Raw genomic sequence first — 25839 nt, forward strand, 5'->3', positions numbered from 1 at the left:
GCACACTGGCCGAGTGAACGAGCACAGCCGGCAAGCCGAGCGGACGCGGTTGGCGGAGTCCGACTCCCCCACCGCACCCTGGCGTCTTTGGGGCCCCTACCTGGCCGGACGTCAGTGGGGCACGGTTCGCGAGGACTACTCGGCGGGCGGCGACGCGTGGACGTCCTTCCCGTTCGACCACGCCCGCTCGCGCGCCTACCGCTGGGGTGAGGACGGCATCGCCGGCATCTGCGACGTGCACGGCTTCCTCAACCTCGCCGTCGCGCTGTGGAACGGCCGCGACCCGATCCTCAAGGAGCGCTACTTCGGGCTCACCAACAACGAGGGCAACCACGGCGAGGACGTCAAAGAGCACTGGTGGGTGACCGACGGCACGCCGACGCACTCGTGGATGCAGGTCGTCTACCGGTACCCGCAGGCCGAGTTCCCCTACGCCGAGCTGCGCGAGCTGGCCGGGCGCGCCGGCCGCAACGAGCGCGAGCCGGAGCTGTCCGACACCGGCGCGCTGGACGAGAACCGGTTCTTCGACGTCCGGGTGAGCTACGCCAAGTCGGGTCCGAAGGACATCTGCGTCGAGCTGACCGCCACCAACCACGGCCCGGACCCGGCGCCGCTGCACCTGCTGCCCCAGTTCTGGTTCCGCAACACGTGGGCGTGGGGCCGCGACGACCGCAGGCCCAGCCTGCGCGCCAGCACCCGCGACGGCTGGCGCCGGATCACCGCCGAGCACGGCGCGCTGGGCCGGTACACGCTGCACGTCGAGGGCACGCCGACGCTGCTGGTCACCGACAACGAGACCAACGAGGTCGAGCTGTTCGGCACCGGGCGCAACCCGACCCGCCACACCAAGGACGGCGTCGACCGGTACGTCGTCGGCCAGGACGCCACCGCGTGCGAGGTCGTCGGGCCGGACGACACCAGCGCCCCCGGCACCAAGGTCGCCGCCTGGTACTCGTTCGACCCGGTCGAGCCGGGCGAGTCGGTCACCGTGCGGCTGCGCCTGGTGGAGGGCGACGGGCACCTCGACGCGTTCGGGCCGAGCTTCCAGGACACCCTGGACCAGCGCAGGGCCGAGGCCGACGAGTTCCACCACACCGGCCTCGACCTCGACCCCAAGCGCGCCGCCGTCATCAGGCGGGCGCTGGCGGGCCTGATGTGGACCAAGCAGCACTACCGCTTCCGCACCGCCGAGTGGCTGGACGGCGACCCGGCGCAGCCCGCCGCGCCCACCTCGCGCAGGAACATGCACGCCCGCAACGCGCACTGGCGGCACTTCGACGTGGCCGACGTGATCTCCATGCCGGACGAGTGGGAGTACCCCTGGTTCGCCGCGTGGGACCTCGCGTTCCACACCGTGCCGTTCGCGAAGGTCGACCCGGCGTTCGCCAAGGAGCAGCTGCTCCTGCTGTGCCGCGAGTGGCTGATGCACCCGAACGGCCAGCTGCCCGCCTACGAGTGGGAGTTCGGCGACGTCAACCCGCCCGTGCACGCGTGGGCGGCGTTGCAGGTCTACCGGTCCGAGGAGGTCAAGGACCGCAAGTTCCTGGCCAAGGTCTTCCACAAGCTGCTGCTGAACTTCTCCTGGTGGGTCAACCGCAAGGACGCCGACGGCAGCTACCTGTTCGAGGGCGGCTTCCTCGGCATGGACAACATCGGCCCGGTGAACCGGTCGGAGCCGATGCTGGGCCAGTGGCGGCTGGAGCAGTCCGACGCCACGTCGTGGATGGCGGCCTACAGCCTGCACCTGATGCAGATCGCGCTGGAGCTGGCGCGGCACGACGACTCGTACGAGGACGTGGCCACGAAGTTCGTGGAGCACTTCCTGAGCATCGCCGAGGCGTCCACGCAGTTCGGCTCCGGCGGGCGCGGCATCTGGGACGAGACGGACGGCTTCTGCTACGACGTGGTGTCACGGCGCCTGCCGGACGGCCACGTCGAGTCGAAGCCGGTGCGGGTGCGCTCGATGGTGGGCCTGATCCCGCTGCTGGCGTGCGCGGTGCTGGAGCCGTGGGTGTTCGAGGAGCTGCCCGACTTCGCACGGCGACTGGAGCATCTGTTGGCCAAGCGGCCGGAGCTCCAGCAGTTCCTCAGCCGCAGCGGCGGCGGCGCGCTGCTCAGCCTGCTGGACGAGCGCAAGCTGCGCCGCGTGCTGAGCCGGATGCTGGACGAGGGCGAGTTCCTCTCGCCGCACGGCATCCGCAGCCTGTCCGCGGCGCACCGCGAGGGCCTGGAGGTGCAGGTCGCGGACCAGGAGCACCGGATGGGCTACGAGCCGGGCGAGTCGCGCACGCCGATGTTCGGCGGCAACTCCAACTGGCGCGGCCCGGTGTGGTTCCCGACCAACGCCCTGCTCGTGGAGGCCCTGCGCACGATCGAGGAGTTCCACGGCGGAAGGTTCCACGTGGAACTTCCCACTCGCAGCACCCGGCACGTGACGGCAGGCCAGGCGGCGGACGAGCTGGTCAGACGCCTGGTGTCGTTGTTCCTGCCCGATCACGACGGGCGCAGGCCCGCGGACGGCAAGCGGATCGAGTCGACCGATTCACCCCTGTGGCGGGAGCACGTCACCTTCAGCGAGTACTTCGACGGCGACACCGGCGAGGGGCTGGGCGCAACCCACCAGACGGGGTGGACCGCGCTGGTGGCCAGCCTGTTGACGGATCGTCGTCAAACGGACGCTCTGGGTGAATCAATTGTGTGACCAAGGCCAAGTCGCTGAACTATTTGCGGCCGTTCGAGGTCTGTGACGCAAGATTCATGCACACCGAAGTTCTGTAACACGCACGTGCTGTGCACCCTGTCACCCAAGTGGCAGTATGCCGAACACTCGACCGACACAGTTACGAGGAGTGACGCCGTGGCCCGTCGTACCAGGCACGCTGCGCTCGCCCTGTTCCCCGTGCTCGCCTTGGCGACCACGATGACGGCGTGCGCGACCAAGGTTGACACCGGCTCGCAGAGCAGCGGGTCGGACGTCTCCCTGGTCCAGAGCGGCAAGCTGGTCACCTGCACCCACCTGTCCTACAAGCCCTTCCAGTACAGCGAGGGCGACAAGACCGTCGGCTTCGACGTCGACCTGGTCGACCTGGTGGCCAAGGAACTGGGCGTCACGCAGGAAATCTTCGACACCCCGTTCGAGAACATCACCTCGGGCACCGTGTTCGCCACCAACGAGTGCGACGTGGCCGCGGCCGGGATGACGATCACCGACGAGCGCAAGCAGGCGATCGACTTCTCCGACCCGTACTTCGACGCCTCCCAGGCGCTGCTGGTGAAGAAGGACTCCCCGGTCAAGGACCTGCCCGACCTCAAGGGCAAGCGCCTCGGCGTCCAGCAGGACACCACCGGCGAGGAGTACGGCAACAAGAACGCCGAGGCCCACGGCTACACCGTCGTGGAGTTCGAGGACCTGCCGCTGCTGGAGACCGCCGTGCGCACCGGCGCGGTGGACGCGGCGATCAACGACAACGGCGTGCTCTACGACTACGTCAAGGAGTTCCCGGACACCGCTGTCACCAGGGAGTTCGACACCGGTGAGAGCTACGGGATCGGCTTGAAGAAGGGCAACACCGCCCTGCAGGCCAAGGTCAACGAGGTGTTGAAGAAGGCCAAGGACAGCGGCGAGTACGACAAGATCTACGAGAAGTGGTTCGGCAAGAAGCCGGAGAAGAAGTGACCGGTTGACCGCGGGGCCGGTGCTCAAGGGCACCGGCCCCGTCCTTGTCCGAGCCCCTTGCGAGGAGCGCCTCAGTGGCCATGTCCAAACGGCAGCGGGCAACCGCCTTCCGCCGCGCGCAGTACGCACTTCTGATCGTCATCGTCCTCGCGGTGGCGTTCTTCGCCGACTGGGACAACATCAGAAGATCGTTCTTCGATGTCGACACCGCGGCGAAGATGTTCCCGTCCGTCATCACCACCGCGCTGGTGAACACGGTCGTCTACAGCGCCTTCGGCTTCGCGATCGGCTTGGGCCTCGGCCTGCTGCTGGCGCTGATGAAGCTGTCCCCGGTGGCGCCCTGGCGGTGGATCGCCACCATCTACATCGAGTTCTTCCGCGGTGTGCCCGCACTGCTGGTGTTCGTCGCGCTGAGCGTCGCGGTGCCGCTCGCGTTCGGGCTGAAGTTCGACATCAACTCCATCTCGGGCCTCGCGCTCGGCATCGTCGGCAGCGCGTACATCGCCGAGACGATCCGCGCGGGCATCCTGGCCGTGCCGAAGGGCCAGGTCGAGGCGGCGAGGTCGCTGGGCATGTCGTCGGGGCGCACCCTGGTGACCGTGGTGATCCCGCAGGCGTTCCGGATCATCCTGCCGCCGCTGACCAACGAGCTGATCATGCTCGTCAAGGACTCGTCGCTGATCAGCGTCGTCGGCCTGACCGCGGCGAACTACGAGCTGACGAAGTTCGGCCGCGAGACGCTGAGCCGGTCGCCGTCGCTGACGCCGCTGCTCATCGCGGGCCTGTGCTACCTGATCATCACCCTGCCGCTGGGCCACCTGTCGCGGAACCTGGAGCGGCGCACCGGTGGCAAGAAGATCAGCACGCCGGAATCGAAGGGGTTGGGGGTGTCGGCGTGAGCGACGTCGTGGTGGAGGTCACCGGGCTGAAGAAGTCGTTCGGCCCGCTGGAGGTGCTCAAGGGCATCGACCTGTCGGTCAACCGCGGTGACGTGGTGTGCATCATCGGGCCGTCCGGCTCGGGCAAGTCCACGATGCTGCGCTGCGTGAACCTGCTGGAGGAGCCGAGCGGCGGCAAGATCGTGGTCCACGGCGTGGAGCTGACCGACCCGGACGTGGACATCGACCGCGCCCGGACGAAGATCGGCATGGTGTTCCAGTCGTTCAACCTGTTCTCGCACCTGAGCGTGCTGAACAACCTCATGGTGGCGCAGCGCAAGGTGCTCAAGCGGGACGCGAAGCAGGCGCAGGAGGTCGCGTTGCGCAACCTGGAGCGGGTCGGGCTGTCGGACAAGGTGAACGCCATGCCGGCCCAGCTCTCCGGTGGCCAGCAGCAGCGCGTGGCGATCGCGCGGGCGCTGTCGATGGACCCGGACGTGATGCTGTTCGACGAGCCGACCTCGGCGCTGGACCCGGAGCTCGTCGGCGACGTGCTCGGGGTGATGCGGCAGTTGGCCGACGAGGGCATGACGATGCTCGTGGTGACGCACGAGATGCAGTTCGCCCGCGAGGTGGCCGACCGGGTGCTGTTCATGGACGGCGGGTACGTGGTCGAGGAGGGCCCGGCCGAGCAGGTCATCGGCGCACCGCGGCACGAGCGCACGCAGTCGTTCCTGGCGCGCGTGCTCGACCCGACCAACCAGGGACCCCGCAGCACCTGATCCCGGTGGCACCTGATCCCGGTGGCGCCCGGGTTCCGGGCACCTGGGTTCCGGTGTGCCGATCCCGCCACGGGCGTCGGTCGGTGCCCCTATTGTCGGTCGCATGGTCGAGGTGGGGGCGCGGGGGCTGGACGTGTTCGACCCCAGCCCGCCGCGCTCCGCCCGGATGGCCGCGGCCGAGGTGCTGCGCGGCGTCGGCGAGCCGGACGGGACGTGGCGGTTACCCAGGCGGCGGGCCGGGATGCCGCCCGTGGTGCGGGTGGCGGACCGGTACCTGACCGGGACGCTGGACCTGCGCGCGGTGGAGTTCCCGTACCTGCTGGAGTTCGTGCGCTGCCGGTTCGAGGAGCCGCCGGACCTGCGGCAGGCCAAGCTGGCCGGGATCGAGTTCGCCGACTGCCGGCTGCCCGGCCTCTCGGCGCGGAACCTGGGCAGCGCCAACGAGGTCTCGCTGGCCGGCAGCACGGTCGAGGGCCTGGTCGACCTGGTCGACGCGGACGTGGCCGGTTCGCTGTCGTTGCGGGACAGCACGTTGGTCCTGCCCGACGGGATCGCCCTGCACGCCGACCGGTTGACGCTGGCGGGCGGGTTGCTGGCGCAGCGGGTCCGGGTCACGGGCGAGCTGCGGATGGCGGGCGCGCACGTCGGCGGGTACTGCAACTTCAGCGGCGGGCAGCTGACCAACCCGCTCGGTCACTCGTTCAACGGCACCGGGCTGCACGTGGGCGGCAACCTGCTGATGAACGGCTGCGCGCTGCGCGGCACCGTGCTGCTCGCGGGCGCGCGGGTCGACTCGGCGCTGACGCTGCGCGGCTCGACCGCCGCCGAGGGCCGGCCCGACGAGGACGCGTTGGACCCGCACTCCGACCCGAACGCCACGCTCGTGTTCGACCGCATCGCGGTGGACGGCGACGTGCAGCTGGACCGGGGCTTCAGCAGCGCGGGCACCGTGCGCATGGTCAACGCCGCGCTCGGCGGCACGCTGTCGCTGTCCGGCGGGAAGTTCGACGCGATGGGCGAGGCGGTCGGCGAGCCGACCGGCTACGGCCGCGCGCTGGCCACGGACACCGCCGAGCCCACGGGGTTCGGGCGCGCGCTGCACCTGGACGGCACGACGGTCGGCGGCGACATCATCGGCCGCCAGGCGACCGTGCGCGGCCAGCTGCGGATGGTCGACCTCCAGGCCAAGGGCAGCCTCATCCTCGACGGGTCCACGTTGGACAACCCGCGGGCGGACGCCGTGCTGGGCAACCGGTCGCGCATCGGCAGCAACTTCGCCGCGCGGGAGGTCGAGGTGACCGGCGGGCTGGAGCTGCGCGCGGTGCACGTCGGCGCGAACCTCGACCTGCGCGGCAGCCGGATCACCAAGCCGGGCCGGTACCGGCACCAGCCGGCGGGCAAGCCGTCGCTGGACGTCGGCGGCGCGGTGATCGGGCGCGACCTGATCTGCGCGCGCGGGGCCAAGGAGTTCGTCGCGCACGGCGGCGTGCGGGCCAGGCGGGCGCAGGTGGGCCGGATGGCCACGTTCGCCGGCGCGGTGCTCGGCGACAAGCTCGACGCGCACGCGTTGAACCTGCTCGGGATGGCGGTGCAGGAGCTGGAGCTGACGCCGATCAGCCCGCCGCGCGGCGACGTGACGCTGCGGCAGGTGCGCTGCACGGTGCTGGACGACAACGAGTACTTCTGGGGCGCGACCGGGCGGATCGACCTGGAGGAGTTCCGCTACGACTCGCTGCGGCACCCGATCGACCTGCGTGACGACGGCGAGGTCGACCGGCGGCTGCGCTGGCTGCGGCAGGCGATGCGACGCGCGTACCGGCCGGGTCCGTACGACCAGTTCGCCGAGATGCTGCGCGCGGGCGGCAACGACGAGCACGCGGCCACCGTGCTGGTGGAGAAGCAGCGCCTGCGGTACCGGGCGGTCGCCGAGGGCCGCCGCTGGCTCGGGCCGCTGGTGCTGCTGTGGAGCTGGCTGCAACGCGCGATGGTCGGCTACGGCTACCGGCCGGCGCGCGCGTTGGCGTGGTTGGTGGTGGCGTGGTTGCTGGGCAGCACCTGGTTCGCCGCCGGGCCGGAGCTGGCCGAGATCAACGCGGACGACGAGCTGTCGTGGAACGCGTGGCTCTACACCATCGACCTGGTGGTGCCGATCGTGGACTTCGGCAACAAGAACCGGTGGAACCCGCCGGGTGCGTCGCAGTGGATCGCGTCCGGGCTGATCGTGACGGGGTGGGTCCTGGCCACGACGGTCGCGGCGGGCGTCACGCGGCTGTTGAAGCGCTGACGGCCGACCCGGGGCGGCCACCGGCCGCCGTGACCACCGCGGACCGTCCTGGACCGTCCTGCCTGGACGCCTCGCGCGACGAGTCCCGCCCGGCTCGGTGGCCGGGCGGGACTCGTCGGCGCCGTTCGGTTGGTGCTCGGCCGGCGGTGACCGGTGGGGCTAGTGGACGGCGATGGGCTTGACCCGGTCGCTGTCCTCGTCCACGTGGTAGTCGTCGCCCTGCGTCTCGTCGCTGCCGTTGAACCACCGGGCCTTCTTGGCGACCAGCGTCACGATGACGGCGACCAGCAGGTTCGCCAGGACGGCGAGCGCGCCGACGTAGATCTGCACGGCCGACCCGGCGAACGGGTGCCAGCCGAACAGGGACAGCTGGCCCAGCGGCAGCGCGGAGCCGGCGAAGTGCGACTTGCCGACGGCCGGGTTGCCGATGTTGTAGAGCAGCCACATGCCCCAGCCCATGCCCACGACCCAGCCCGCGATGAGGCCCCACAGGTGGAACCACCGCGTGTAGAGCGCGATGGCCACGGCCGGCAGCGTCTGCAGGATCATCACGCCGCCGATGAGCTGGAGGTCGATGGAGAACTGCGGGTCGATGAACACGATGAACGCGACCGCGCCGAACTTCACCACCAGCGACGCCAGCTTGGCCTGCTTGGCCTCCTGGGCGGGCGTGGCGTCCTTCTTCAGGTACTCCTTGTAGATGTTGCGCGTCCACAGGTTCGCCGCCGCGATCGACATGATCGCCGCGGGCACCAGGGCGCCGATCGCGATGGCCGCGAACGCCACGCCCGCGAACCAGCCCGGGAACTCCTGGCCGAACAGCACCGGGATGATCGTGTTGGTGTCCGGGCGGCCGGTGGCCTGGTTGGTGATCGGCTTGGCGCCCGCGCTGATGGCGACGAAGCCGAGCATCGCCAGCAGGCCGAGCAGCAGCGAGTACGCGGGCAGCGCGACCATGTTGCGCTTGATCACGTTGCGGCCCCGCGAGGCCAGGATGCCGGTCAGCGAGTGCGGGTACAGGAACAGCGCCAGCGCCGACCCCAGCGCCAGCGTGGCGTACTGGAGCTGGTTGTTGCCGGTGAGGAGGATCCCGTCGGCCTTGTTCTCGGTCGCGGCGTACTTCGCCTGCGCGGTGTCGAAGATCGCGCTCCAGCCGCCGAACTTGGACGGCAGGTAGATCACGGCCACGAGGATCACGATGTAGATCAGCGTGTCCTTGACGAACGCGATCAGCGCGGGCGCGCGCAGGCCCGACTGGTAGGTGTAGAGCGCCAGGATCACGAACGCGATGAACAGCGGCAGGTGCCCGAGGATGCCGGAGCCGTTGAGGCCCATCGTGCGCAGCACGGCCTCCAGGCCGACGAGCTGCAGCGCGATGTACGGCATCGTCGCGATGATGCCGGTGACGGCGACGATCAGGGCGAGCCAGTGCGACCCGTACCGGCCGCGGACGAAGTCCGCCGGCGTCACGTAACCGTGCACTCGGGACACCGACCACATGCGGACCAGCGGCAGGAACACGATCGGGTACAACACGATCGTGTAAGGCAGGGCGTAGAAGCCCAGCGCGCCGGCGCCGAAGACCAGGGCGGGCACGGCGACGAACGTGTACGCGGTGTAGAGGTCGCCGCCGACCAGGAACCAGGTGATCCAGGAGCCGAACTTGCGACCGCCCAGGCCCCACTCGTCCAGGTGCTCGAGGGTGTCGCCGGCCTTCCACTTCGCCGCGAGGAAGCCCAGGACGGTGACCAGCAGGAACAGGGCGGTGAACACCGCCAACTCGGTCCACTTCATTACTTGGCCCCCTCGTCCAGGTCATCCACGCCGAGCAGGTCCGGCTTGCCCTTGACGACGGGCTCGTCCTTGGTCTTGGCGTAGACCAGGCCCACGCAGACGACGCCCACCGGCACCCAGGCGAACTGGTACCAGTAGAAGAACGGCAGCCCCAGCACCCTCGGTTCGTCGAAGTTGAACCAGGGCGTGACGAGCATGAGCAACGGGATCAGCAGCAGCAGGTTCCAGTTGCTCCAGCGGAGGCTGGATTTTCGAGCGGTCGGCATGTGCCCCTCCGTACGGCGGCCCGGTGACGCGGTGTCGCGCATGGTAGGTCGGAGGAGGGACAGTAGTCACCATGTCGGGTGGGTTACCGACGAATGACGTAGTTGGATCGTGACCAACTGCCTAGCGTTCCGCGCGCAGACCGGTGATCAAGTGCTGCTCAGCCCGGTCGAAGTAGGTGAGCAACGCTTCTTCGGCCTGCCGAACCTCGCCCGCGTCGAGCCGGTCCACGATGGACTGGTTCAACGTCAGGTAGTCGCGGTAGAACTCCTCGTGGTCGCCCATCACGTGGAACGCCAGCCGCAGCTCGGCGAGCAGCCGCTTCACCTCCTCATCCAGCCGGGCGCTGCCGGCCAGCGCGGTGACGGCCTGGTGGAACTTGACGTTCGCGGTGCCCACGCCGGTCCAGTCGTCCTGCTCGCGGCAGGCCAGGCCGAGGGCGACGGCGTCGCGGACGGCCCGCCTCGCGTCGTCGTCCACATGGGGCCAGCGCCGGACCGCGCCGCACTCGATGATCCGGCGCGCGGCGTAGAGGTCCACGACGTCGGGCACGTCGGGGCGGCGGACGAACACGCCCTTGCTGTACTCGTGCACGAGCAGGCGTTCGTGGGTGAGCAGGCGGAACGCCTCGCGCAGCGTGTTGCGCGAGACCCGGAGGGCTTCGCCGAGCGCCTTCTCGTTGAGCTGCTGACCGGGCTTGATGTCGCCGTCGAGCACGCTGGTGCGCAGCTTGTCCGCCACGCGCTCGGCGGTGCTGGAGCGGTCGAGGTCGCCGCGGTCCTTGGCGAGGGCGTTCAGCCAGCCGTCCGCCTGAGCTGTGGTCATGGTGGACGAGTCTAGAGCCCGCCCGGTTCAAATGGAGTATTGAAGGATCGTTGAACAATACCTATACAGCGGCGGGCACGGTGGCGGACCGGATGAGCGCGCGAGGTCAGGCCCGCGCGGGCGGGTGCGCCGGAGCGACACCCATCCGGTCGAGCAGCCCGAGGACCGCGTCGATCGCGTTCAGGGTGTGGCCCGGACCGATCCGCCGGGGCAGCGTGCCGAAGACCAACCCCGCCTCGAAGTGCAGCAGGGAGGGCAGCCCGTGCGCCTGGTCGAGCAGGTACTCGACCACCTCGGGGTCGAACACACCGGACACGGCGGCCGGGTCGCTGGTGAACACGGCGAACCGGGCGTCGAAGGGCCCCGGTGGGAACGCGACCCGGTGCCACCGGCCTCCCTCCGCCGCCACCGTCACCGGGACTTCACCGACCAGTTCGCCACCCTGGGCGGAGATGTTCTCCGCCGGCAGCGGACGACCCCAGAAGTCGGTGCCCCCGTGGTTGCGGCGGCTGATCCTCATCGGCACGAGCCGTGCGGTGGCCACCTCGATCCGGTGCTCGTAGTCCGTGCGAGTGCCGTTCTGGGCGACCTTCCTCACCGACGCCTCGCCCACTCGCACCGCCCACCCACCCCGCCGGAACTCCAGCGCGGTCTCGAAGCGCGGACGTGACACCGTGCCGAGTCGGTTGATCAAGCCGTCGGTCTCGCCCCTCATCGGCGCCAGCAGCCCGGCCGACCAGTCCCTCGACCCGGCGGGATCGACCACCCTCCCCCCGAGGGTCCCGGCGAACGCGGTCAGCGTCTCGGCGTGCGCGCGCTCTTCCTTCCGATCACCGCGCCAACGCCACCAGAGCAGCAGGCCGAACAGGGCCGCGATGATGGCCAGGAGCGGTGCGAGTCGAATCCAGTATTCGCCCATGATCAGATGTCCAGGTACCCCTCGGTCCGCTCTGTCGACTGGTCCTCGCCGGTGCCGTCGTACTGGTTCGCCTTGTCGACGGCGCCGTAGTTCCGGATCGGCTTGTCGACACCGGCGTTCGCCTTGCCTCCGATGCCCAACTGCGCCCGCGCCGCGTCGACGGCCGCGGTTCCCAAGGACTTGCCGAACCCGTTCTGCACCCGGTCGCCGATCATGCCGTTGTTCGCCCACAGCTTCGTCAACGGCGACTTGTCACCGAGGTCCTTGCTGATGTTCGCGAAGTCGCTGTTGATCCGCTTGTCGGCCATGGACCGCTGGAAGGCGGCCTTCACGTTCCCGGCCCGCTTGCTCAGGTTGCGCAGGAAGTCGAGGACCTTGGTCAGGAACTGCTTCAGCTTGGCCACGATCCGGGCGACCTTGCTGCCGGTGGTGGCGACCCGCACGCCGGTCGCCGCGCCCGCCGCCGCGGTCGACGCGCCGAAGCTGGGCACGGCCGCCGCCAGAGCGGGGATCCAGATCATGACCAGCCAGGTGATCAGCTCGGTGAGGATCGCCTTGATGAAGTCCTCGACGATGGTCATGATCATGCTGGAGATCTGGAGCGTCTGCGCGATCTCACCTGCCTGACCGGCGACGCCGTCGATGCCGCCGGCGAACTCGCCGAGCTTCGTGCCCGCCGCCTCCGACGCGGGGCCGCCCCAGCTCGTCACCGAGTTCTTCAGGTCCTCGTCGAACTTCTCCCGCAGCTTGGCCACGCCCTGGCCGATGGCGTTGAAGTTCTCCGCCGCCTGGGCCAGCGCGGGACCGTCACCGCTGACGAAGTGGATCGCGTCCTCCAGCGGCTGCACCACGCTGATCAAGAAGTTCAGGCCCTGCCCGACCAGCCAGCCGATCGGGTCGACCGCGATGCTGTACGCGGACGTGCCGATCGCGCCGACCAGCCCGGCCGCCTCCGAGGTCAGTCCCAGTACCTCGGACTCCCCCTTCTCGCCGACCTTGCTCCAGGCGTCCTTGGTCTTGAGGTAGTTGCCGTAGAAGGGGGCGGCTTCCGCCATCTTCTGGCCGGTGTCCTTCTCGCCGACGGTGATCTCGACGCCGCCGGCCCCGGTCTTCACTTCAGCCATGGTGGATTTCCCCCGTCCTACTGGTCGTCGAGCCGGACTTGCAGGCCGTTCAGCAGTTGCTTCACGGCTTCTTCCTGGTCGGCGTAGTCCTGCGCGGCGCCGGTGAACTTGTCCGCGCCCGACTGCAAGCCGTCCTGAAGTGCCTTGAACAGGTCATCGAGGTCGCCGAGCATGTCCGTGTACTGGCTCTTCACGAACAGGCCGACCACGCCCCACGACTTGTCGCCCACGTCGGCCTTGGCCACGAGGCCCGCGATCTCGGCCGCGGTGCCGCGGTGGCCGTCCAGCTTGCCGGCGAACGCCCGCAGTTCCTGGGGGTTGACGTCGAAGCCGCTCATCGCGCGCTCACCGGTCCTCGTCGTCGTAGAGGTTCAGGAAACGGCCGTCGCCCTGCGCGGGGCCGGAGCTCGGGGGAGGTGGCGGCTGGTCGTCGTCGCGCAGGAACCGGCGCTGGGAGAAGTCGTCCGGTTCCTCGGGCGACGGCCGGCGCGGCGGGGCCGGGCGGGCGGGCGGGCCGGGCGGCGGCATCCGGTTCGGCACGGGGCCCGCGGCGGGAGGCGGCGGCGGTGGTGCGGTGTAGGGCGGTGCGGCGGGCAGCGGGGGTGGCGGCGGGGCGGCCTGCTCGGTCATGGCCTTCAGCTCCTGCGGCGTGACGCCGAACAGCTGGGCCTGGGTCTCCAGCACCTGGTCGGTGAGGTGCATGTCGTCGCCGAGCGCGCTCTCCACGATGCCTGCCTGGCGACGTGCGGCCTCGGCGACGGCCTGGCGCAGCGTGGCCATGATCGCGCCGGCGAGCGCGTGCGGCGGTCGGCGCAGGGCGATGTCGCCCAGCCGGATGTCCTTGATCGCGCCGGACGGGCCGGCGACGACGGTCACCGCCCGGTCGGGCGAGGTGGCCACCACCTCCATCGCGGCCAGCTCCTGCCGCATCCGGTCGATGCCGACGACCTGCTGGTCGACCCGGTGCAGCTTGGACTGGAACTGCTCGAACTGGGCGACGAGCTGGTCGAACTCGGCCGACACGACAAGACCTCCGGAAGGACTCGGCGGCACGCGCGGTGCCGGGGTGAGCGGGACTCATAGTGGCAAGTGGACGGCCCGCTTTATGCCCGAACGGGTGAAAAGACTCCCCGAGCAGCCCTCCGGACGTTCGGCGGGTTCCTCACCCCGGTCGTGGTTGGGCAGCCTCTTCGAGTGATCAGACGACTCCGCGCAGTGATGACACTCACACTCGGTCTGTCCCTCATAGGCCTCCCGGCGGTCGCGCACGCGCAGCCCGCGCCGTGCTTCGACGCGAACGCGCCCCTCACCGTCGAGGAGCAGCGGTTGGACGACCGGCTCACGCCGACCGGCCCCGCGGTGGGGCCCGAACTGGTGCGGTTGGCCGGCTTCGAGGACGACGTCAGCCGGTTCACCACCCGGCTGTGCGAGCCGATGTCCCTGTCCCAGGCCCTCTACCACGCGGCCGGCCGCGGGACGGAGCTGTGGCAGGCCGCCGTCCGGCGTGCGCAGTCGCCACAGGCCTGGGACGCCTACGACGACCGGCCGCTGTACTGGGCCCGGCTGCTCGCGACGAAGGCCCTGCGGCAGTGGCGGCCTCAGGGTTGGCAGCTCGACGCCGCCACCCGGGCGAGGCTGGTCGACGTGTTCGACCGCACCTCGCGGGGCGTGGAGCAGGTGCGGTTCGGTGACGGCGTGCGGCGGATCGCGGTCACCGGGTTCGACCCGTTCCAGCTCTTCGGGACGTCCGTGCGGCGGAGCAACCCGTCCGGCGCGTCGGCGTTGCGGCTCGACGGGAAGGTGATCAGCACGCCGTCCGGGCCGGTGGTGGTGGAGGCCGCGGTGCTGCCGGTGCTGTGGGGCGCGTTCGACCGGGGGGTCGTGGAGCGGTTCTACGGCGCCGCGCTCGGTTCCCGGGCCGATGCCCTGGTCACCGTCAGCCAGGGCCGGGACGGGCGGTTCGACGTCGAGCGGTGGGCCGGGCGGTACCGGGGCGTGTACCCGGACAACAACGACGTGTCCGTGCCCGGCGTGGTCCCGGACGCGGCGGGGTGGCCGCAGCCGGCGCACGAGTTCATCGAGACCACGCTGCCGCACCAGCGCATGGTCGACGCCGGGACCTCGCCGTTCCCCGTGTACTACAACCGGACGTTCTGCGAGTGGCCGCTGGGCACGGTCCCGGCCCCCGGCTCGGGCACGGCGGTCTGCCGCTCCGACGAGCCGACGCCCGGCGCGGCGGCGGCGGAGGGCAGCGGTGGCGACTACCTGTCCAACGAGTCGATGTACCGGGCCAACCGGCTGCGGCTGGGGCTGTCGGCCACCACGACCGCGGGCGGCCACCTGCACACGCCCGTGCTCGGCCAACCCGCCGACCCGGCCGCGCTGACCGACGCGGTGTTCGAACACGACCGTCGGGCGATCGTCGACCAGGTGACGGCGCTGGTGTCGGTAATCTGACCCGCGTGAGGGGCTGGCGGGCGGCGGTCGTGGCACTGGTCGCGCTGTCGCTCGCCGCCTGCACGGCCCGGGTGCCGGGCGTGCCGGACGCCGAGGTCGTCCGCCCGTCCCTGACGCCGACCGTCGACCAGCTGCCCCGGGCCGGTCAGTGCACGGACACCGGCCTGGAAGTGGTCGGCTGCGAGGTCGAGCACGAGGCCGAGGTGACCGGGGTCGGCGTCCTGGAGGGCCTGGGCGACGGGTACCCGAACGACCGCGACCTGCGGCGGGCCGCCCTGCCCGCGTGCCGCGCCGCCCTCACCGAGTACCTCGGGAGCCCCGACCACGACGCCACCCGGCTCCAGGCCCACGCGTTCTGGCCGAGCCGGGACGGCTGGGCGAAGGGCGACCGCTGGCGCTTGTGCGCGGTGGTGGAGCTCGAACCGGACGGTTCGAGGGCGCGGCGCAAGACCGGCGCCAAGGACCTCCTCAAGGCGGCCGGGTTCGGCACGGTGCAGCTGTGCGCGACCGCGTCACCGGGCGAGGCCAAGGACGCCGGGATCACCGCCTGCGACCAGCCGCACAAGGCCGAGGCCGTGCCGGGCGTGCTCGCGCTGGGTGATCACCGGGACCCGACGCCGTCCCTCGACCAAGTGAACGCCAAGGCGGCCGAGCACTGCGCGAAGGCCGTGACGAACTACGTCGGCGCGCCGCGCGAGGACGTCTTCGCGTCCTGGCGGGCGTTCGGCAGCCAGGCGTGGTCCGAGGGCTACACGTCGGCGATCTGCTACGCCGAGGCGACGCGCCCGTTCACCGGACGGCTGTGGGGCCTGGGGAAGAACGCCCTCCCCGGCTGAGCCCGGCCGGGGGTCGGTCGTCCCCAGCTGTCCACACCCACCCACAGGCTGTGCACAGTTCCATCCACAACCTGTGGACAACTAGCGCCGACGCCAGGACAACACCACCAGCAGCACGCCGACCAGAACCGGCGCGCCGCTCTCGAACACCGGCCTGAGCACGGGCAAGAACGGCAGAGTACCCACTTCGTGCAGAACCGAACCCGACAACGCGGCCGACCCGGCGGCCAGGGGCGCGGCTGGGGACAGCTTCCCCAGCGACACCAGACCCACCAGCAGGCCCGCGAGTCCCAACGCCACCAGCCCGCGAAGGCGGACCTCGTCGAACTGGTCCAGCGCGTAGCCCCACGCGACCGCCCCGAGCCCGGCGGCGACCGCGCCGAGCAGGAAGCCGGCCACGTGCCACCACGCCGACACCCGCGTGCGCCGCCGCCCGGCCGCCACCCCGACCGGGTGATACCGCACGACCCCCGGAGCCTGCCCCGCCTCCGCCGCCGGCGGGCGGTCGTAGTGCAGTCCGCCGAGGAAATCGTCCTGCTGGGTCACTCTTCCTTGGTACCTCCGGCCGAGCCGGAAATCACTCGGAGCAACCAAAAAGAGACCCGGTGGACGCCGTTGGCCACCGGGTCTCCCGCCATGGGGGTCTTGGGTCGGCGAGGCTCAGCCGAGGCGGAGCTTCAGCGCCGCCAGCTCGTCACGCAGCGAGGTCGGCACCTTCTCGCCGATCTTGGCGAACCACTCCTCGATCATCGGGATCTCGGCGCGCCACTCGTCGGCGTCGAAGTCCAGCGCGGCCTCGACGTCCTCGCGCGGGGCGTCCAGGCCGTCCAGGTCCAGCTCGGCGGCGGTCGGGACGTGGCCGATCGGGGTCTCCACCGCGGCGGCCTTGCCCTCGATGCGCTCGACGGCCCACTTCAGCACCCGCGAGTTCTCGCCGAACCCGGGCCACAGGAACCGCTTGTCCTCGCCCCGGCGGAACCAGTTGACGTAGAAGATCTTCGGCAGCTTGTCCGCGTCGGCCGACTTGCCGGTGTCGATCCAGTGCTGGAAGTAGTCACCGGCGTGGTAGCCGATGAACGGCAGCATCGCCATCGGGTCGCGGCGCACGACGCCGGTCTTGCCGACGGCCGCGGCGGTCGTCTCGCTGGACAGGGTGGCGCCCATGAACACGCCGTGCTGCCAGTCGCGCGACTCCGTGATCAGCGGGATCGTGGTGGCGCGGCGACCGCCGAAGAAGATCGCCGAGATCGGCACGCCCTTCGGGTCCTCCCACTCGGGCGCCTTGATGTCGCACTGGGCGATCGGCGTGCAGTAGCGGGAGTTCGGGTGCGACGACAGCTCCTCGCCGCCGGGCGTCCAGTCCTGCTTCTTCCACGAGGTCAGGTGCGCGGGCGGCTGCTCGCTCATGCCCTCCCACCACACGTCGCCGTCGTCGGTCAGCGCGACGTTGGTGAACAGCGAGTTCCCCTTCTCGATGGTGCGCATCGCGTTGGGGTTGGTGTGGTAGTCGGTGCCGGGCGCGACGCCGAAGAAGCCGTTCTCCGGGTTGACCGCGTACAGCCGGCCGTCCTCGCCGAACCGCATCCACGCGATGTCGTCGCCCAGGGTCTCGACCTTCCAGCCCGGGATGGTCGGCTCCAGCATGGCGAGGTTGGTCTTGCCGCAGGCGCTGGGGAACGCCGCCGCGATGTAGTAGGACTTCCGCTCCGGCGAGGTGAGCTTGAGGATCAGCATGTGCTCGGCCAGCCAGCCCTCGTCGCGCGCCATCGCCGAGGCGATGCGCAGCGAGTAGCACTTCTTGCCCAGCAGCGCGTTGCCGCCGTAACCCGAGCCGAACGACCAGATCATCCGCTCTTCGGGGAACTGCGTGATGTACTTCGTCTCGTTGCAGGGCCACGGGACGTCGGCCTGGCCCGGCTCCAACGGCGCGCCGATCGAGTGCAGCGCCTGGACGAAGTCGGCGTCGTCACCGAATCGGGTGAGCGCCTTCGTGCCCATGCGGGTCATGATGTGCATCGAGACGACCACGTACTCGGAGTCGGTGATCTCCACGCCCAGCATCGGCTTCTCCGCGTCGAGCGGGCCCATGCAGAACGGGATCACGTACATCGTCCGACCGCGCATGCTGCCGCGGTACAGGTCGGTCATCACCGACTTCATCTCGGCGGGGTCCATCCAGTTGTTCGTGGGGCCCGCGTCCTGGGGGTCCACCGAACAGATGAACGTGCGCTCCTCGACCCGCGCCACATCGGTGGGATCCGACGCCGCCCAGAACGAGTTGGGTTTCTTCTTCAGCGGGACGAACGTCCCCGCGGCCACCAGCTTGGCGGTGAGCCGGTCCCACTCCTGCCGGGAACCGTCGGCCCACACCACTTCATCGGGGCAGGTCAGCTCGGCGACCTCGTGGACCCAGGACACCAGGCGCGCGTGGTTGGTCGGTGCGTGGTCGAGACCGGGAATGGTCACTGCCGTCATCTCGTCTCGTCTCCTAGCTGAGCGCCAGCCCACGGTGGACGCCGTTGTCCTGGTGGGACGTCCTCTGCGAATGGCTCCGCCCGCCCGGTGGAGGGCGTGCCGTTTAAGGGATAGACGGAGGTTAGCCGGGTTAATCCCGGGTAACGCACATCCGACCTGTCGGCTGGCTCACAAAACCGATTCTGGAATCGATTCAGCACCCGATCACCACAAATTCGCCTGTGACCTGGGCTTTAGTCGGCGGAATGCAAGGGCGGCCCGGTGCGTCGATCGCCACACCACCGGGTGACCTGGTGGTGAACTGTGAGAGCGCTCTCATGTTCACATGGAGGAATTACCCCGACGAATTGACCGAATTTCTCGACCGTTTCAGAAAGGTGGCCGCAGGGCGCTTTCAGTTGTCCTGTAAGGGATTCGGTCCGTCCAGCCGGCGGTAGTACCGCACCTGCGGGAACGCGGTGGAGCCCGCCCGTTCGCAGGTGCGGCGGGCGGGCGGGCGCGTGGCCGGGATCGCCGCCGGTGTCCGCGGGCGGCCGGCGTTCCCGGCCCAAGTCGGCCCAGGGGTCAGTTCGGGCTGATCCACTGGCCGGTGGCGGAGTCGATGCGGACCACGCCCGAGACCGTGACCTTCTCCTCGGACCAGGCCTCGTCGCCGTCCGGCGTGTACTTGCCGTCCTCGCCGATGCGGCCGTGCTCGACCTCGGTCCACTCGTCGTCACCGGTGTGCCGGGACACCGTGACCTCGCCGTCCTGGGTGATCTCGGTGGCCAGGTCGGCGTTGCCGTCGCCGTCGGCGTCGGTGAAGAGCCAGGTGTCGCCGTCCTCGTCCTTCACCACCGCGGTGTCGGCGCGGCCGTCGCCGTCGGTGTCCTCGGTGGCCGGTCCGACGTTCTGGTCGGCCCCGCCCTCCATGTCGACCACGATGGCCTTGCCGGCGTTCGTGTTGGTCTGCTCGGTCCGGTCGTCCGACGGCTCGACGGCGACCCACTCGCCGGAGTCCTCGTCGAACTCGGCCTGGGAGGTGAGCTCGCCGTCCGAGTCGAACGTGCTCATCAGGTCGGCGTCGCCGTCACCGTCGGTGTCGCTGAACGCGAGGTGACCGCCGTCGTCGGTCTCCACGACCGCGCTCTCCTCGATCCCGTCCTGGTCGAGGTCGAAGGTCGCCTCGGCGGTGTACTCCTCGTCGCCGACCGTGACCTTCAGCTCGCCGTCGGCCGCGCCTGTCTCGTCGATGTACACCGTTCCCACCCTCCTGCGTCCTGTACCGGGTTGGACTCACGCTATGCCTGTTCGGTTCCGCCGGGGAAGTTCCGACCGCGGGAGCGTGAACGGCGCCCCGTCCGGGTAAGCCGGTAGCCCGCGACCTCCGCCACCACCGACCGGGAGCCTCCGTGAACCGCGTCCTCGTCCAGCCCGCGATCGTGCTCGCCTGCGCCGCGCTGTTAACCCTCTCCGCCTGCACGGCCGGCGAGCCCCAGCCGTTCGGGACGACCGACCAGGCCCCGGCCTCCACCACCGCGACCACGGGCACGACGACCACCGAGTCCTCCGCGACCACGTCGAGGACCACGCCCACCACCACGTCGACGTCGGTGCTCACCGAGGTCGAGGTCGCCGGCGAGATGACGATCACGGGCGACGAGGTGACGTGGGTCGACTCGCTCCTCGACGCGTCGGACCAGCAGCACCTGCGCGTGGTGCCGCGCGCCGGCGCCCAGCCCCGCACCGCGTCGCTCGCGCCCGACGCCACCTTCCTCACCCCCGGCGTCGGCACGCCCAGGGTGACCCCGGACGGCCTCGGCGCGGCGCCGACGTCACGCCAGGAGTTCCTGGCCCTGCCGGACGCCTCCAGGTTCGCGCCGAAGCTCTTCCTCGACGGCGGTGAGATCGTCCGGATCGCGACCCGCTACCGGCCCTGAGTCAGGCGCGGTCGCGGACGGCCCTGATGCGGGCCAGCAGCTCGTCCACCTTCGTGCGGCCGGCGGTCAGCTCGGCCAGGCGGCGCGTGACGGCCTGGAGCGCCTTGGCGCGCTCACCGGCTTCCATGCGCAGGGCCTTGTCGACCTCGCGCAGTTCCGACTCGATCGCGTCGACCCGCCTGCCCAGGGCGTCGTCCAACGCCAGCGACAGCTGCTGCTCGGCCTCGATCAGCTGCTCGGCCACCAGCTGGTCCACGGTGGACCGGGCGTCCGCGATGGCGTCCGACAGCCACTGCTTGAGGTGCTGCTTGTCGGCCGAGTGCTTGCGCGTGCGGGCCATCCACCAGCCCGCGCCCAGCCCCAGCACGATGGTCACCGGCAGCACGATCGGGTTCAGCGCGGCCACCCCGAGCCCGGCCAGCGGCAGCGCGGCCAGCCGGCCCGCGCCCAACCCGCCGGACACGCCCATGAACACCAGCAGCTTGTCCTCCGCCGTCGGCGCGCGCTTCTCCGGTGGCCGCAGCACGACCGGCGGCGTCACGCCGCGCGCGAACTGGCCCCGGATCACGGCCAGCTCCTCGGGCGAGAACAGGTCGGCCAACGCCGAGTCGGCGACCCGGGACAGCCGAACGGCCAACCCGGCGCTGATCCGACCCGACACCACCTGCAACGCCGTGTCGACCTCCTGCGGCAACGCCGCCAGCCGCTCACGGTCGGCCGAGTCGATGGCCGTGCGGAACCACGTCTGCACGTCCCGCACCTGGCGGCTGACCTCGTGCGCACCCTCCACCCGCGCCCGCTGCACCTCGCCGCGCAGCCGCACCTGCCAGCTGCGCGTCGACGAACGGCGTTGGGAGTTCAGCTCGTCACGCCGCCCGCGCAACGTCTCCGCTTCCTCCTCGCCCGACGACAGCGCGCGCTTGTCCGCCTCGTTGCGCGCGATCAGCTCGTCCAGCACGGTGGCCAGCGCGCGCAGCCCGTTGGCCTCGCCGAGCATCGCCGCCCGACCGACCACCAGCTCCTGCAACGCCTCCTGCAACGCGCCGATCCCGGACCGGTCGCGCAGCATCGCCGCCGCGTCCGGGTTCGGGGCCTTGGCCGCCAGCTCGAACATCCGCGAGGACACCGGGTGGAACACCGCGCCGCGGAACCTCGGCGCGTGCTCGGCCAGCAGCGCCTGGTCGGCCTCCAGCACCTGCCGCCAACCCCGGTACTGGTCGACCTTGGCCAGCGCGAAGACCACGGTCTCGACGCGTTCGCCGACCGCGCGGAGGAAGTCCAGCTCACCGCGCGTGAACGGGGCCGAGGCGTCGACCACGAACAGCAGCGCGGTCGCGTTCGCGGCGGCCTCGGCGGCCAGCTCGCCGTGCGCGGAGTCGAGCCCGCCGACACCCGGCGTGTCCACCACCGAGAGGCGTTCCAGCAGCGGGATCGGGGCCTCGACCTCGACGTACCGGGGCGGCAGCATGCCCTCGGGCAGCTCGTGCGCCGCCGACACCCAGTTCACGATCTCGGACCGCTCGAACGGCACCGGCGACATCGACCCGGCGTAGCAGGCGCGGGCCGACCACTCCTGCCCGTGCCGGAACACCAGGTAGGTCGCGGTGGCCACCTCGGCGTCCACCGGCGACAGGTTCGGCGTCGCCAGCAGGGCGTTGACCAGTGAGCTCTTGCCCCGGTTCGTCTCGCCGACGACCACGACCGACGCCGGGCCCGCCCGGCGCGTCTCCACGAACGACGCGGCCGACGGGTCGAGCGCGCGGACCAGGGTGGTCAGCTTCTCCCTGGTCTGCCGGACGACCTGCGGCAGGGTGCTCATCGCGCGGTGTAGACGGTGACGACGGGCGCGCGCAGCGTCCGGCCGCGATCGGCGAAGCCGACCACCTCGGTCTCGGCCACCACGCCGTCCAGCGACGCGTCCGGCGTCGGCACGGTGCCGCCCGCCTCGTGCCGCGACGGGTCGAACCGCTCGCCGTCGGGCCGCAGCGCGGTCACGCCGATGGCCGCCAGGCCCTCCTCCAGCCGTTCCACCACGCCGGCGCTGCGGGCGCGGTCCAGCGCGTACAGGCACAGCTGGACCAGGGCGCGCCGTTCGGCCAACGCCTGGTCGAGCAGCTCGTCGGCGATGGTCTTCTCCAGCGTCGCTCCCGGGTGCGTCTCCACAGCGTGGTCGGACGCCGCGCCGCCCTGTTCCGTTCCGCTCATCGCCGTCCCCGCAGTTGTTGCCAGATCAGGAAGTACGCCCGGTGCACCACGTGCGCCACCCGGCTCTGCGCCGGCGTGGCCCCGAACGACGCGAAGGAACGCCACCAGCCCGCCCGTTCCAGGGCGTAGGCCAGCAGCTCCTGCGGCGGTCTGCCGCGCAGGCCCAGCTGCTCGGCGAGGTCCGGCGAGCTGCCGAACCGCAGCACCTCCTCCACCAGGTCGGCGGGCATCGCCACGGCGCCGGACGCGACCAGCGTCAACGCCTCCAGCAGCCGGAGCTGGTGCGCCTCGGGCTTGGCCAGCAGCACCTCGATCGCGTCGTGCACGCGCTGGCGCTCGTTCGGGTCGCCGGAGGCGGCGGCCAGCGACGTCACCGAGGCCAGCGCGGCGGCGGCCTTGATGCCGTCGGCCCGGGACCGGAACACCGCGTTCAGCTTGGCCCGCACGCCGTCCAGCCCGGAGGCGTCGAGCAGCTTGCGGCGCAGCGCGCCCGCGGTGATGCCCGGCTCGGCGTCCACGGCTTCGAGCGCCTTGCGGACGCCGTAGAGGTCCAGCTTCTCCAGCAGCCGGGTGCGGGTGCCGACCGGCACGTCGCACTCCCAGCTCACGAACAGGTCGGCCGAGATCAGCATGGTCTCGCGGGTCGCGTCGTCCAGCTCGGCCAGCTTGCGCAGCGCGTCCGCGTCGGCCGAGGTGAAGCCGCCGGTCTCGGTGGACTCGGCGACCAGGCCGATCACCGGCAGCACGTCCGCGACGCGCGGCTTGAGGGTGAGGGCCTGCCGCTCGGCGAGCAGCACGGCCGCCTGCCACGTGTCGCCGCCCGAGCCCGCCACGGTCTCGGCGGCGATCGTGTCGGCCTTGTTCAGCACCGCGATCGCGTTGACCGGTCCCGCCTCGCGGCTCGCGGTCGCGGCGGTGAACGCGGCGAGCGCCTGCTGGTCGTCCGCGCGCACGCCCTGCGTGACCACGTACAGCACCGCCTCCGCGCCGGCCACCGCGTTGCGCGACACCGGGTCCAGGCCGTCGGGTTCGGCGACCGCGCCGAGCAGCGCCTCGGTGCGGGCCACCGACGCCGCGTCGAGCGAGCCGAGGCCGGGCGTGTCGATCACGGTCAGGTCCCGCAGCACGGCGTTGGTGAGGTACGCCTCGACGTGCGAGACCCGCTCGACGTCGACGCCAAGGTCGGGCGGGATCGAGCCGTTCGCCTCGAACGGCAGCACCTGCTTGCGGCCGTCGGTGAACACCACCTCGATCCGGTCCACCGTGCCGTACTGGAAGCGGGTGACCAGCCGGGTGCACTCGCCGACGTCCGTCGGCGCGACGCGGCGGCCGATCAGCGCGTTGACCAAGGTCGACTTGCCGGACTTGATCCGGCCCGCGACGGCCACCTGCAACGGCGCGGACAACCGCCGCAGCACCTCGCCCAACCCGGCCGCCGTCGCCGGCGAGACCTGCGGGCGCAGGCCGACGCACAGGTTCGCGACCGCCGCGGAGAGCGGACCGGCGAGCTGCTTGGCCTGCGTCGTCACGCCCGAGATCGTGCCACGTACGGGTGGCGTGCGGTTTGCGAACGCGGCGACGGGGGTATTTCCGCGACCGACGAGGGAGGTCACGCATGGAACAGGGATATGCGGTGTTCCTGCTGCTCGGCGTGGTGCTGGTGCTGATCGACGGCCAACTCATCTACCGCAGCGGGAGGGGGTACATGAGCCGGGCGTACGGCGACCCGGAAGCGGCCAAGTCGATGACCCGCCTGGCGACCGTGCTCTTCCACCTCGTGGTGCTCGGGATGCTGGCCATGGTGTCGATCATCACCGTCGAAACCGGCGACCCGGTGAAGGACGTCGTGGTGAAGCTCGGCGTCATGCTCCTGGTCCTGGCGCTGGTGCACGCGGTGACGATGATGATCCTGGGCCGCATCCGCGACCGGCAGCTCCAGCAGCAGCTGGCCGACGAGATGTCCGAGGAGCACCGCCAGTACGAGCAGCAGCGATCGGTGCCGCCGCAGGCGCGCGTCGAACCGGTGCACGGCGCGCCCGCGCCGCGCGTGCCGGGGGCCGCCGAGGACAGGATCGACCCGACGCAGATCAAGACCACCAGGTAGGACGCGGGTTCATCCGCCTGTGGGACTAGCGGGGGTCAACCCGTGGCGCGACGCGCGGTGCCGCGACCCCTACCTAATCTGGTCACGTGCGGCGGCTGAGCCTGTGGATGCGAGCGCACCCGGTCTTCGGGGATTCCCTGATGGCCGGGTTGCTGCTCGTGTTCGACCTGGGCGTGCTCGGCGCGAACCAGTCCACCGTGCCGGGCTCCACGCTGCTGTTCGTCGGCGCGCTGCTGATCGTGCCGGTGGTGTTCCGCCGCAAGCACCCGCTCGGCTCGTCCTACGTGATCCTGTTCGGCGGGGCGCTCCAACTGCTGACCCACGGCGACCTGGCCACCGGGATGCCGGTGCGGCTCGCGGACTTCTCGCTGGCCATCGCGCTGTACACGATGGTCGCCTACGTCGGCAGGCGGCAGGGCCTGCTGTACGCGGTCTGGCTGGCCACCGGCACGTTCGTGTGGGCCCTGTGGCCCCTGAGCGCGGGCGTCGAGGCCGCGTTCATGGTGTTCGTGATCGCGGCCGTGTTCGGGTTCAGCTGGGCGATGGGCGAGTTCGTCGGCGCCCGCCGCGCCTACAACCGGGAGCTGGAGCAGCGGCTCAAGCTGCTGGAGACCGAACGCGACCAGCAGGCGCGGATCGCGGTCGGCGAGGAGCGGTCCCGGATCGCGCGCGAGCTGCACGACGTGGTCGCGCACGCGGTGAGCGTGATGGTGGTGCAGGCCGACGGCGCGGGCTACGCGATCAAGTCCGACCCGGACCTGGCCGAGGCCGCCGTGCGGACCATCGCCGACACCGGGCGGCAGGCGTTGACCGAGCTGCGGCGGCTGCTGGGCGTGCTGCGGTCGGAGGACCAGTCCGGCACGCAGTGGGCGCCCCAGCCCGGCGCGGGCGACCTGCACGAGCTGGCCGAGAACTGCCGGGCCGCCGGGCTGCCCGTCCGGTTGGAGACGCTGGGCGACCTCTCCGCGCTGCCGGCGGGCCTGGGGCTCGGGATCTACCGGATCGTGCAGGAGGCGTTGACGAACACGTTGAAGCACGCGGGCGCGGGGGCCTCGGCGACCGTCCGCGTCACCCAGGCAGGTGATCAGGTGGAGGTGGAGGTGGCCGACGACGGGTTCGGCACGCCGCACGACCTGGTCGCGGTGTCCGGCGGCAACGGCCTGATCGGCATGCGCGAGCGCGCCGGCGTGCTCGGCGGCGCGCTGGAGGCGGGGCCCAACCCCGGCGGCGGGTGGCGGGTCCGGGCCGTGCTGCCGCTGGTCCCGTCGTAGGGTGCCGGTTTCCGGCTGGGAAAGGT

The 25839-nt window shown here is 71.0% G+C and carries 23 protein-coding genes; 10 read left to right on the plus strand and 13 right to left on the minus strand.

The genetic code is table 11. The features are described 5' to 3' along the window. Window positions 1-13: 13 nt before the first annotated feature. From ACQPYE_RS40100 to ACQPYE_RS40120, 5 genes are all read left to right on the plus strand, one after another. The gene (locus tag ACQPYE_RS40100; protein WP_498718319.1) at window positions 14-2701 is read left to right on the plus strand and encodes an MGH1-like glycoside hydrolase domain-containing protein; all 2688 of its coding nucleotides are present in this window, start codon (window positions 14-16) and stop codon (window positions 2699-2701) included. A 156-nt stretch (window positions 2702-2857) separates the two neighbouring features. Next, on the plus strand, window positions 2858-3676 hold the full coding sequence (locus ACQPYE_RS40105; protein ID WP_498718320.1) for a transporter substrate-binding domain-containing protein: 819 nt from the start codon (window positions 2858-2860) through the stop codon (window positions 3674-3676). A 74-nt stretch (window positions 3677-3750) separates the two neighbouring features. Then, window positions 3751-4575: an amino acid ABC transporter permease gene (locus ACQPYE_RS40110; RefSeq protein WP_498718321.1), complete on the plus strand. Its 825-nt coding sequence runs from the start codon at window positions 3751-3753 to the stop codon at window positions 4573-4575. Then, entirely contained in the window at window positions 4572-5336 is a 765-nt protein-coding gene (locus tag ACQPYE_RS40115) for an amino acid ABC transporter ATP-binding protein (protein ID WP_498718323.1), read from the plus strand. Before ACQPYE_RS40110 ends, ACQPYE_RS40115 begins: the two co-directional genes overlap by 4 nt. A 103-nt stretch (window positions 5337-5439) precedes the next feature. Beyond that, window positions 5440-7620 carry a hypothetical protein gene (locus ACQPYE_RS40120; RefSeq protein ID WP_498718325.1) on the plus strand — a complete coding sequence of 727 codons (2181 nt, stop codon included), beginning with the start codon at window positions 5440-5442 and terminating at the stop codon, window positions 7618-7620. A 159-nt stretch (window positions 7621-7779) separates the two neighbouring features. Here the strand turns inward: ACQPYE_RS40120 and mctP are convergent, their stop codons facing one another. From mctP to ACQPYE_RS40155, 7 genes are all read right to left on the minus strand, one after another. Then, complete coding sequence (gene mctP, locus ACQPYE_RS40125) at window positions 7780-9414, minus strand: monocarboxylate uptake permease MctP (RefSeq protein ID WP_498718327.1); 1635 nt, start codon at window positions 9412-9414, stop codon at window positions 7780-7782. Next, the gene (locus ACQPYE_RS40130; protein ID WP_498718328.1) at window positions 9414-9680 is read right to left on the minus strand and encodes a DUF3311 domain-containing protein; all 267 of its coding nucleotides are present in this window, start codon (window positions 9678-9680) and stop codon (window positions 9414-9416) included. The genes mctP and ACQPYE_RS40130 overlap by 1 nt, the downstream gene beginning before the upstream one ends. Before the next feature lie 121 nt (window positions 9681-9801). Then, window positions 9802-10503: a GntR family transcriptional regulator gene (locus tag ACQPYE_RS40135; RefSeq protein ID WP_498718329.1), complete on the minus strand. Its 702-nt coding sequence runs from the start codon at window positions 10501-10503 to the stop codon at window positions 9802-9804. 106 nt (window positions 10504-10609) lie between these two features. Then, window positions 10610-11422 carry a hypothetical protein gene (locus ACQPYE_RS40140; RefSeq protein WP_498718330.1) on the minus strand — a complete coding sequence of 271 codons (813 nt, stop codon included), beginning with the start codon at window positions 11420-11422 and terminating at the stop codon, window positions 10610-10612. Between the two features lie 2 nt (window positions 11423-11424). Beyond that, complete coding sequence (locus tag ACQPYE_RS40145) at window positions 11425-12546, minus strand: hypothetical protein (RefSeq protein WP_498718331.1); 1122 nt, start codon at window positions 12544-12546, stop codon at window positions 11425-11427. Between the two features lie 17 nt (window positions 12547-12563). Further along, entirely contained in the window at window positions 12564-12884 is a 321-nt protein-coding gene (locus ACQPYE_RS40150) for an ESX-1 secretion-associated protein (RefSeq protein WP_498718332.1), read from the minus strand. Between the two features lie 7 nt (window positions 12885-12891). Continuing rightward, complete coding sequence (locus ACQPYE_RS40155) at window positions 12892-13569, minus strand: YbaB/EbfC family nucleoid-associated protein (RefSeq protein WP_498718333.1); 678 nt, start codon at window positions 13567-13569, stop codon at window positions 12892-12894. Between the two features lie 195 nt (window positions 13570-13764). On the opposite strand from ACQPYE_RS40155, the gene ACQPYE_RS40160 reads away from it, so the two are divergent. Next, entirely contained in the window at window positions 13765-15003 is a 1239-nt protein-coding gene (locus ACQPYE_RS40160) for a PA0049 family protein (RefSeq protein WP_498718334.1), read from the plus strand. Between the two features lie 5 nt (window positions 15004-15008). Further along, window positions 15009-15839, plus strand: a complete 831-nt coding sequence (locus ACQPYE_RS40165; RefSeq protein WP_498718336.1) for a septum formation family protein — start codon at window positions 15009-15011, stop codon at window positions 15837-15839. Between the two features lie 81 nt (window positions 15840-15920). Here the strand turns inward: ACQPYE_RS40165 and ACQPYE_RS40170 are convergent, their stop codons facing one another. The 3 genes from ACQPYE_RS40170 to ACQPYE_RS40180 all read right to left on the minus strand — a co-directional run bounded on the left by ACQPYE_RS40170 (window position 15921) and on the right by ACQPYE_RS40180 (window position 19553). Continuing rightward, window positions 15921-16385: a hypothetical protein gene (locus ACQPYE_RS40170; protein WP_498718337.1), complete on the minus strand. Its 465-nt coding sequence runs from the start codon at window positions 16383-16385 to the stop codon at window positions 15921-15923. A 114-nt stretch (window positions 16386-16499) separates the two neighbouring features. Then, complete coding sequence (locus tag ACQPYE_RS40175; RefSeq protein WP_498718338.1) at window positions 16500-18314, minus strand: phosphoenolpyruvate carboxykinase (GTP); 1815 nt, start codon at window positions 18312-18314, stop codon at window positions 16500-16502. Between the two features lie 564 nt (window positions 18315-18878). Then, entirely contained in the window at window positions 18879-19553 is a 675-nt protein-coding gene (locus ACQPYE_RS40180; protein WP_498718339.1) for a hypothetical protein, read from the minus strand. Window positions 19554-19705: 152 nt separating this feature from the next. Between ACQPYE_RS40180 and ACQPYE_RS40185 the strand changes: the two genes are divergently transcribed. Then, window positions 19706-20233 (plus strand): hypothetical protein, encoded by a 528-nt coding sequence (locus ACQPYE_RS40185; protein ID WP_498718340.1) that lies wholly within the window; start codon window positions 19706-19708, stop codon window positions 20231-20233. A gap of 1 nt (window position 20234) precedes the next feature. Here ACQPYE_RS40185 and ACQPYE_RS40190 read toward each other — a convergent pair whose 3' ends face one another. Genes ACQPYE_RS40190 through ACQPYE_RS40200 form a run of 3 tightly spaced genes read right to left on the minus strand, consistent with a single transcriptional unit; the run spans window position 20235 to window position 23967 of the window. Beyond that, complete coding sequence (locus ACQPYE_RS40190; protein ID WP_498718341.1) at window positions 20235-22052, minus strand: dynamin family protein; 1818 nt, start codon at window positions 22050-22052, stop codon at window positions 20235-20237. Then, a complete protein-coding gene (grpE, locus tag ACQPYE_RS40195) occupies window positions 22049-22438 on the minus strand; it encodes a nucleotide exchange factor GrpE (RefSeq protein WP_498718342.1) in 390 nt (129 codons plus the stop codon). Before grpE ends, ACQPYE_RS40190 begins: the two co-directional genes overlap by 4 nt. After that, the gene (locus ACQPYE_RS40200; RefSeq protein WP_498718343.1) at window positions 22435-23967 is read right to left on the minus strand and encodes a dynamin family protein; all 1533 of its coding nucleotides are present in this window, start codon (window positions 23965-23967) and stop codon (window positions 22435-22437) included. Before ACQPYE_RS40200 ends, grpE begins: the two co-directional genes overlap by 4 nt. A gap of 86 nt (window positions 23968-24053) precedes the next feature. On the opposite strand from ACQPYE_RS40200, the gene ACQPYE_RS40205 reads away from it, so the two are divergent. Together ACQPYE_RS40205 and ACQPYE_RS40210 are read left to right on the plus strand one after the other, a co-directional pair. Then, window positions 24054-24542: a hypothetical protein gene (locus ACQPYE_RS40205; protein WP_498718344.1), complete on the plus strand. Its 489-nt coding sequence runs from the start codon at window positions 24054-24056 to the stop codon at window positions 24540-24542. Between the two features lie 86 nt (window positions 24543-24628). Next, window positions 24629-25813, plus strand: a complete 1185-nt coding sequence (locus ACQPYE_RS40210) for a sensor histidine kinase (protein ID WP_498718345.1) — start codon at window positions 24629-24631, stop codon at window positions 25811-25813. Window positions 25814-25839: the final 26 nt, after the last annotated feature.

The organism is Actinosynnema sp. CA-299493 (assembly GCF_050946825.1).
In the GTDB taxonomy this organism is placed as follows: domain Bacteria; phylum Actinomycetota; class Actinomycetes; order Mycobacteriales; family Pseudonocardiaceae; genus Actinosynnema.

Coding starts and splice junctions, on each gene's coding strand:
- ACQPYE_RS40145 (WP_498718331.1), bottom strand. CDS start 12,546: ATGGCTGAAGTGAAGACCGGGGCCGGCGGCGTCGAGATCACCGTCGGC.
- mctP (WP_498718327.1), bottom strand. CDS start 9,414: ATGAAGTGGACCGAGTTGGCGGTGTTCACCGCCCTGTTCCTGCTGGTC.
- ACQPYE_RS40130 (WP_498718328.1), bottom strand. CDS start 9,680: ATGCCGACCGCTCGAAAATCCAGCCTCCGCTGGAGCAACTGGAACCTG.
- ACQPYE_RS40175 (WP_498718338.1), bottom strand. CDS start 18,314: ATGACGGCAGTGACCATTCCCGGTCTCGACCACGCACCGACCAACCAC.
- ACQPYE_RS40205 (WP_498718344.1), top strand. CDS start 24,054: ATGGAACAGGGATATGCGGTGTTCCTGCTGCTCGGCGTGGTGCTGGTG.
- ACQPYE_RS40190 (WP_498718341.1), bottom strand. CDS start 22,052: ATGAGCACCCTGCCGCAGGTCGTCCGGCAGACCAGGGAGAAGCTGACC.
- grpE (WP_498718342.1), bottom strand. CDS start 22,438: ATGAGCGGAACGGAACAGGGCGGCGCGGCGTCCGACCACGCTGTGGAG.
- ACQPYE_RS40160 (WP_498718334.1), top strand. CDS start 13,765: ATGACACTCACACTCGGTCTGTCCCTCATAGGCCTCCCGGCGGTCGCG.
- ACQPYE_RS40120 (WP_498718325.1), top strand. CDS start 5,440: ATGGTCGAGGTGGGGGCGCGGGGGCTGGACGTGTTCGACCCCAGCCCG.
- ACQPYE_RS40140 (WP_498718330.1), bottom strand. CDS start 11,422: ATGGGCGAATACTGGATTCGACTCGCACCGCTCCTGGCCATCATCGCG.
- ACQPYE_RS40135 (WP_498718329.1), bottom strand. CDS start 10,503: ATGACCACAGCTCAGGCGGACGGCTGGCTGAACGCCCTCGCCAAGGAC.
- ACQPYE_RS40150 (WP_498718332.1), bottom strand. CDS start 12,884: ATGAGCGGCTTCGACGTCAACCCCCAGGAACTGCGGGCGTTCGCCGGC.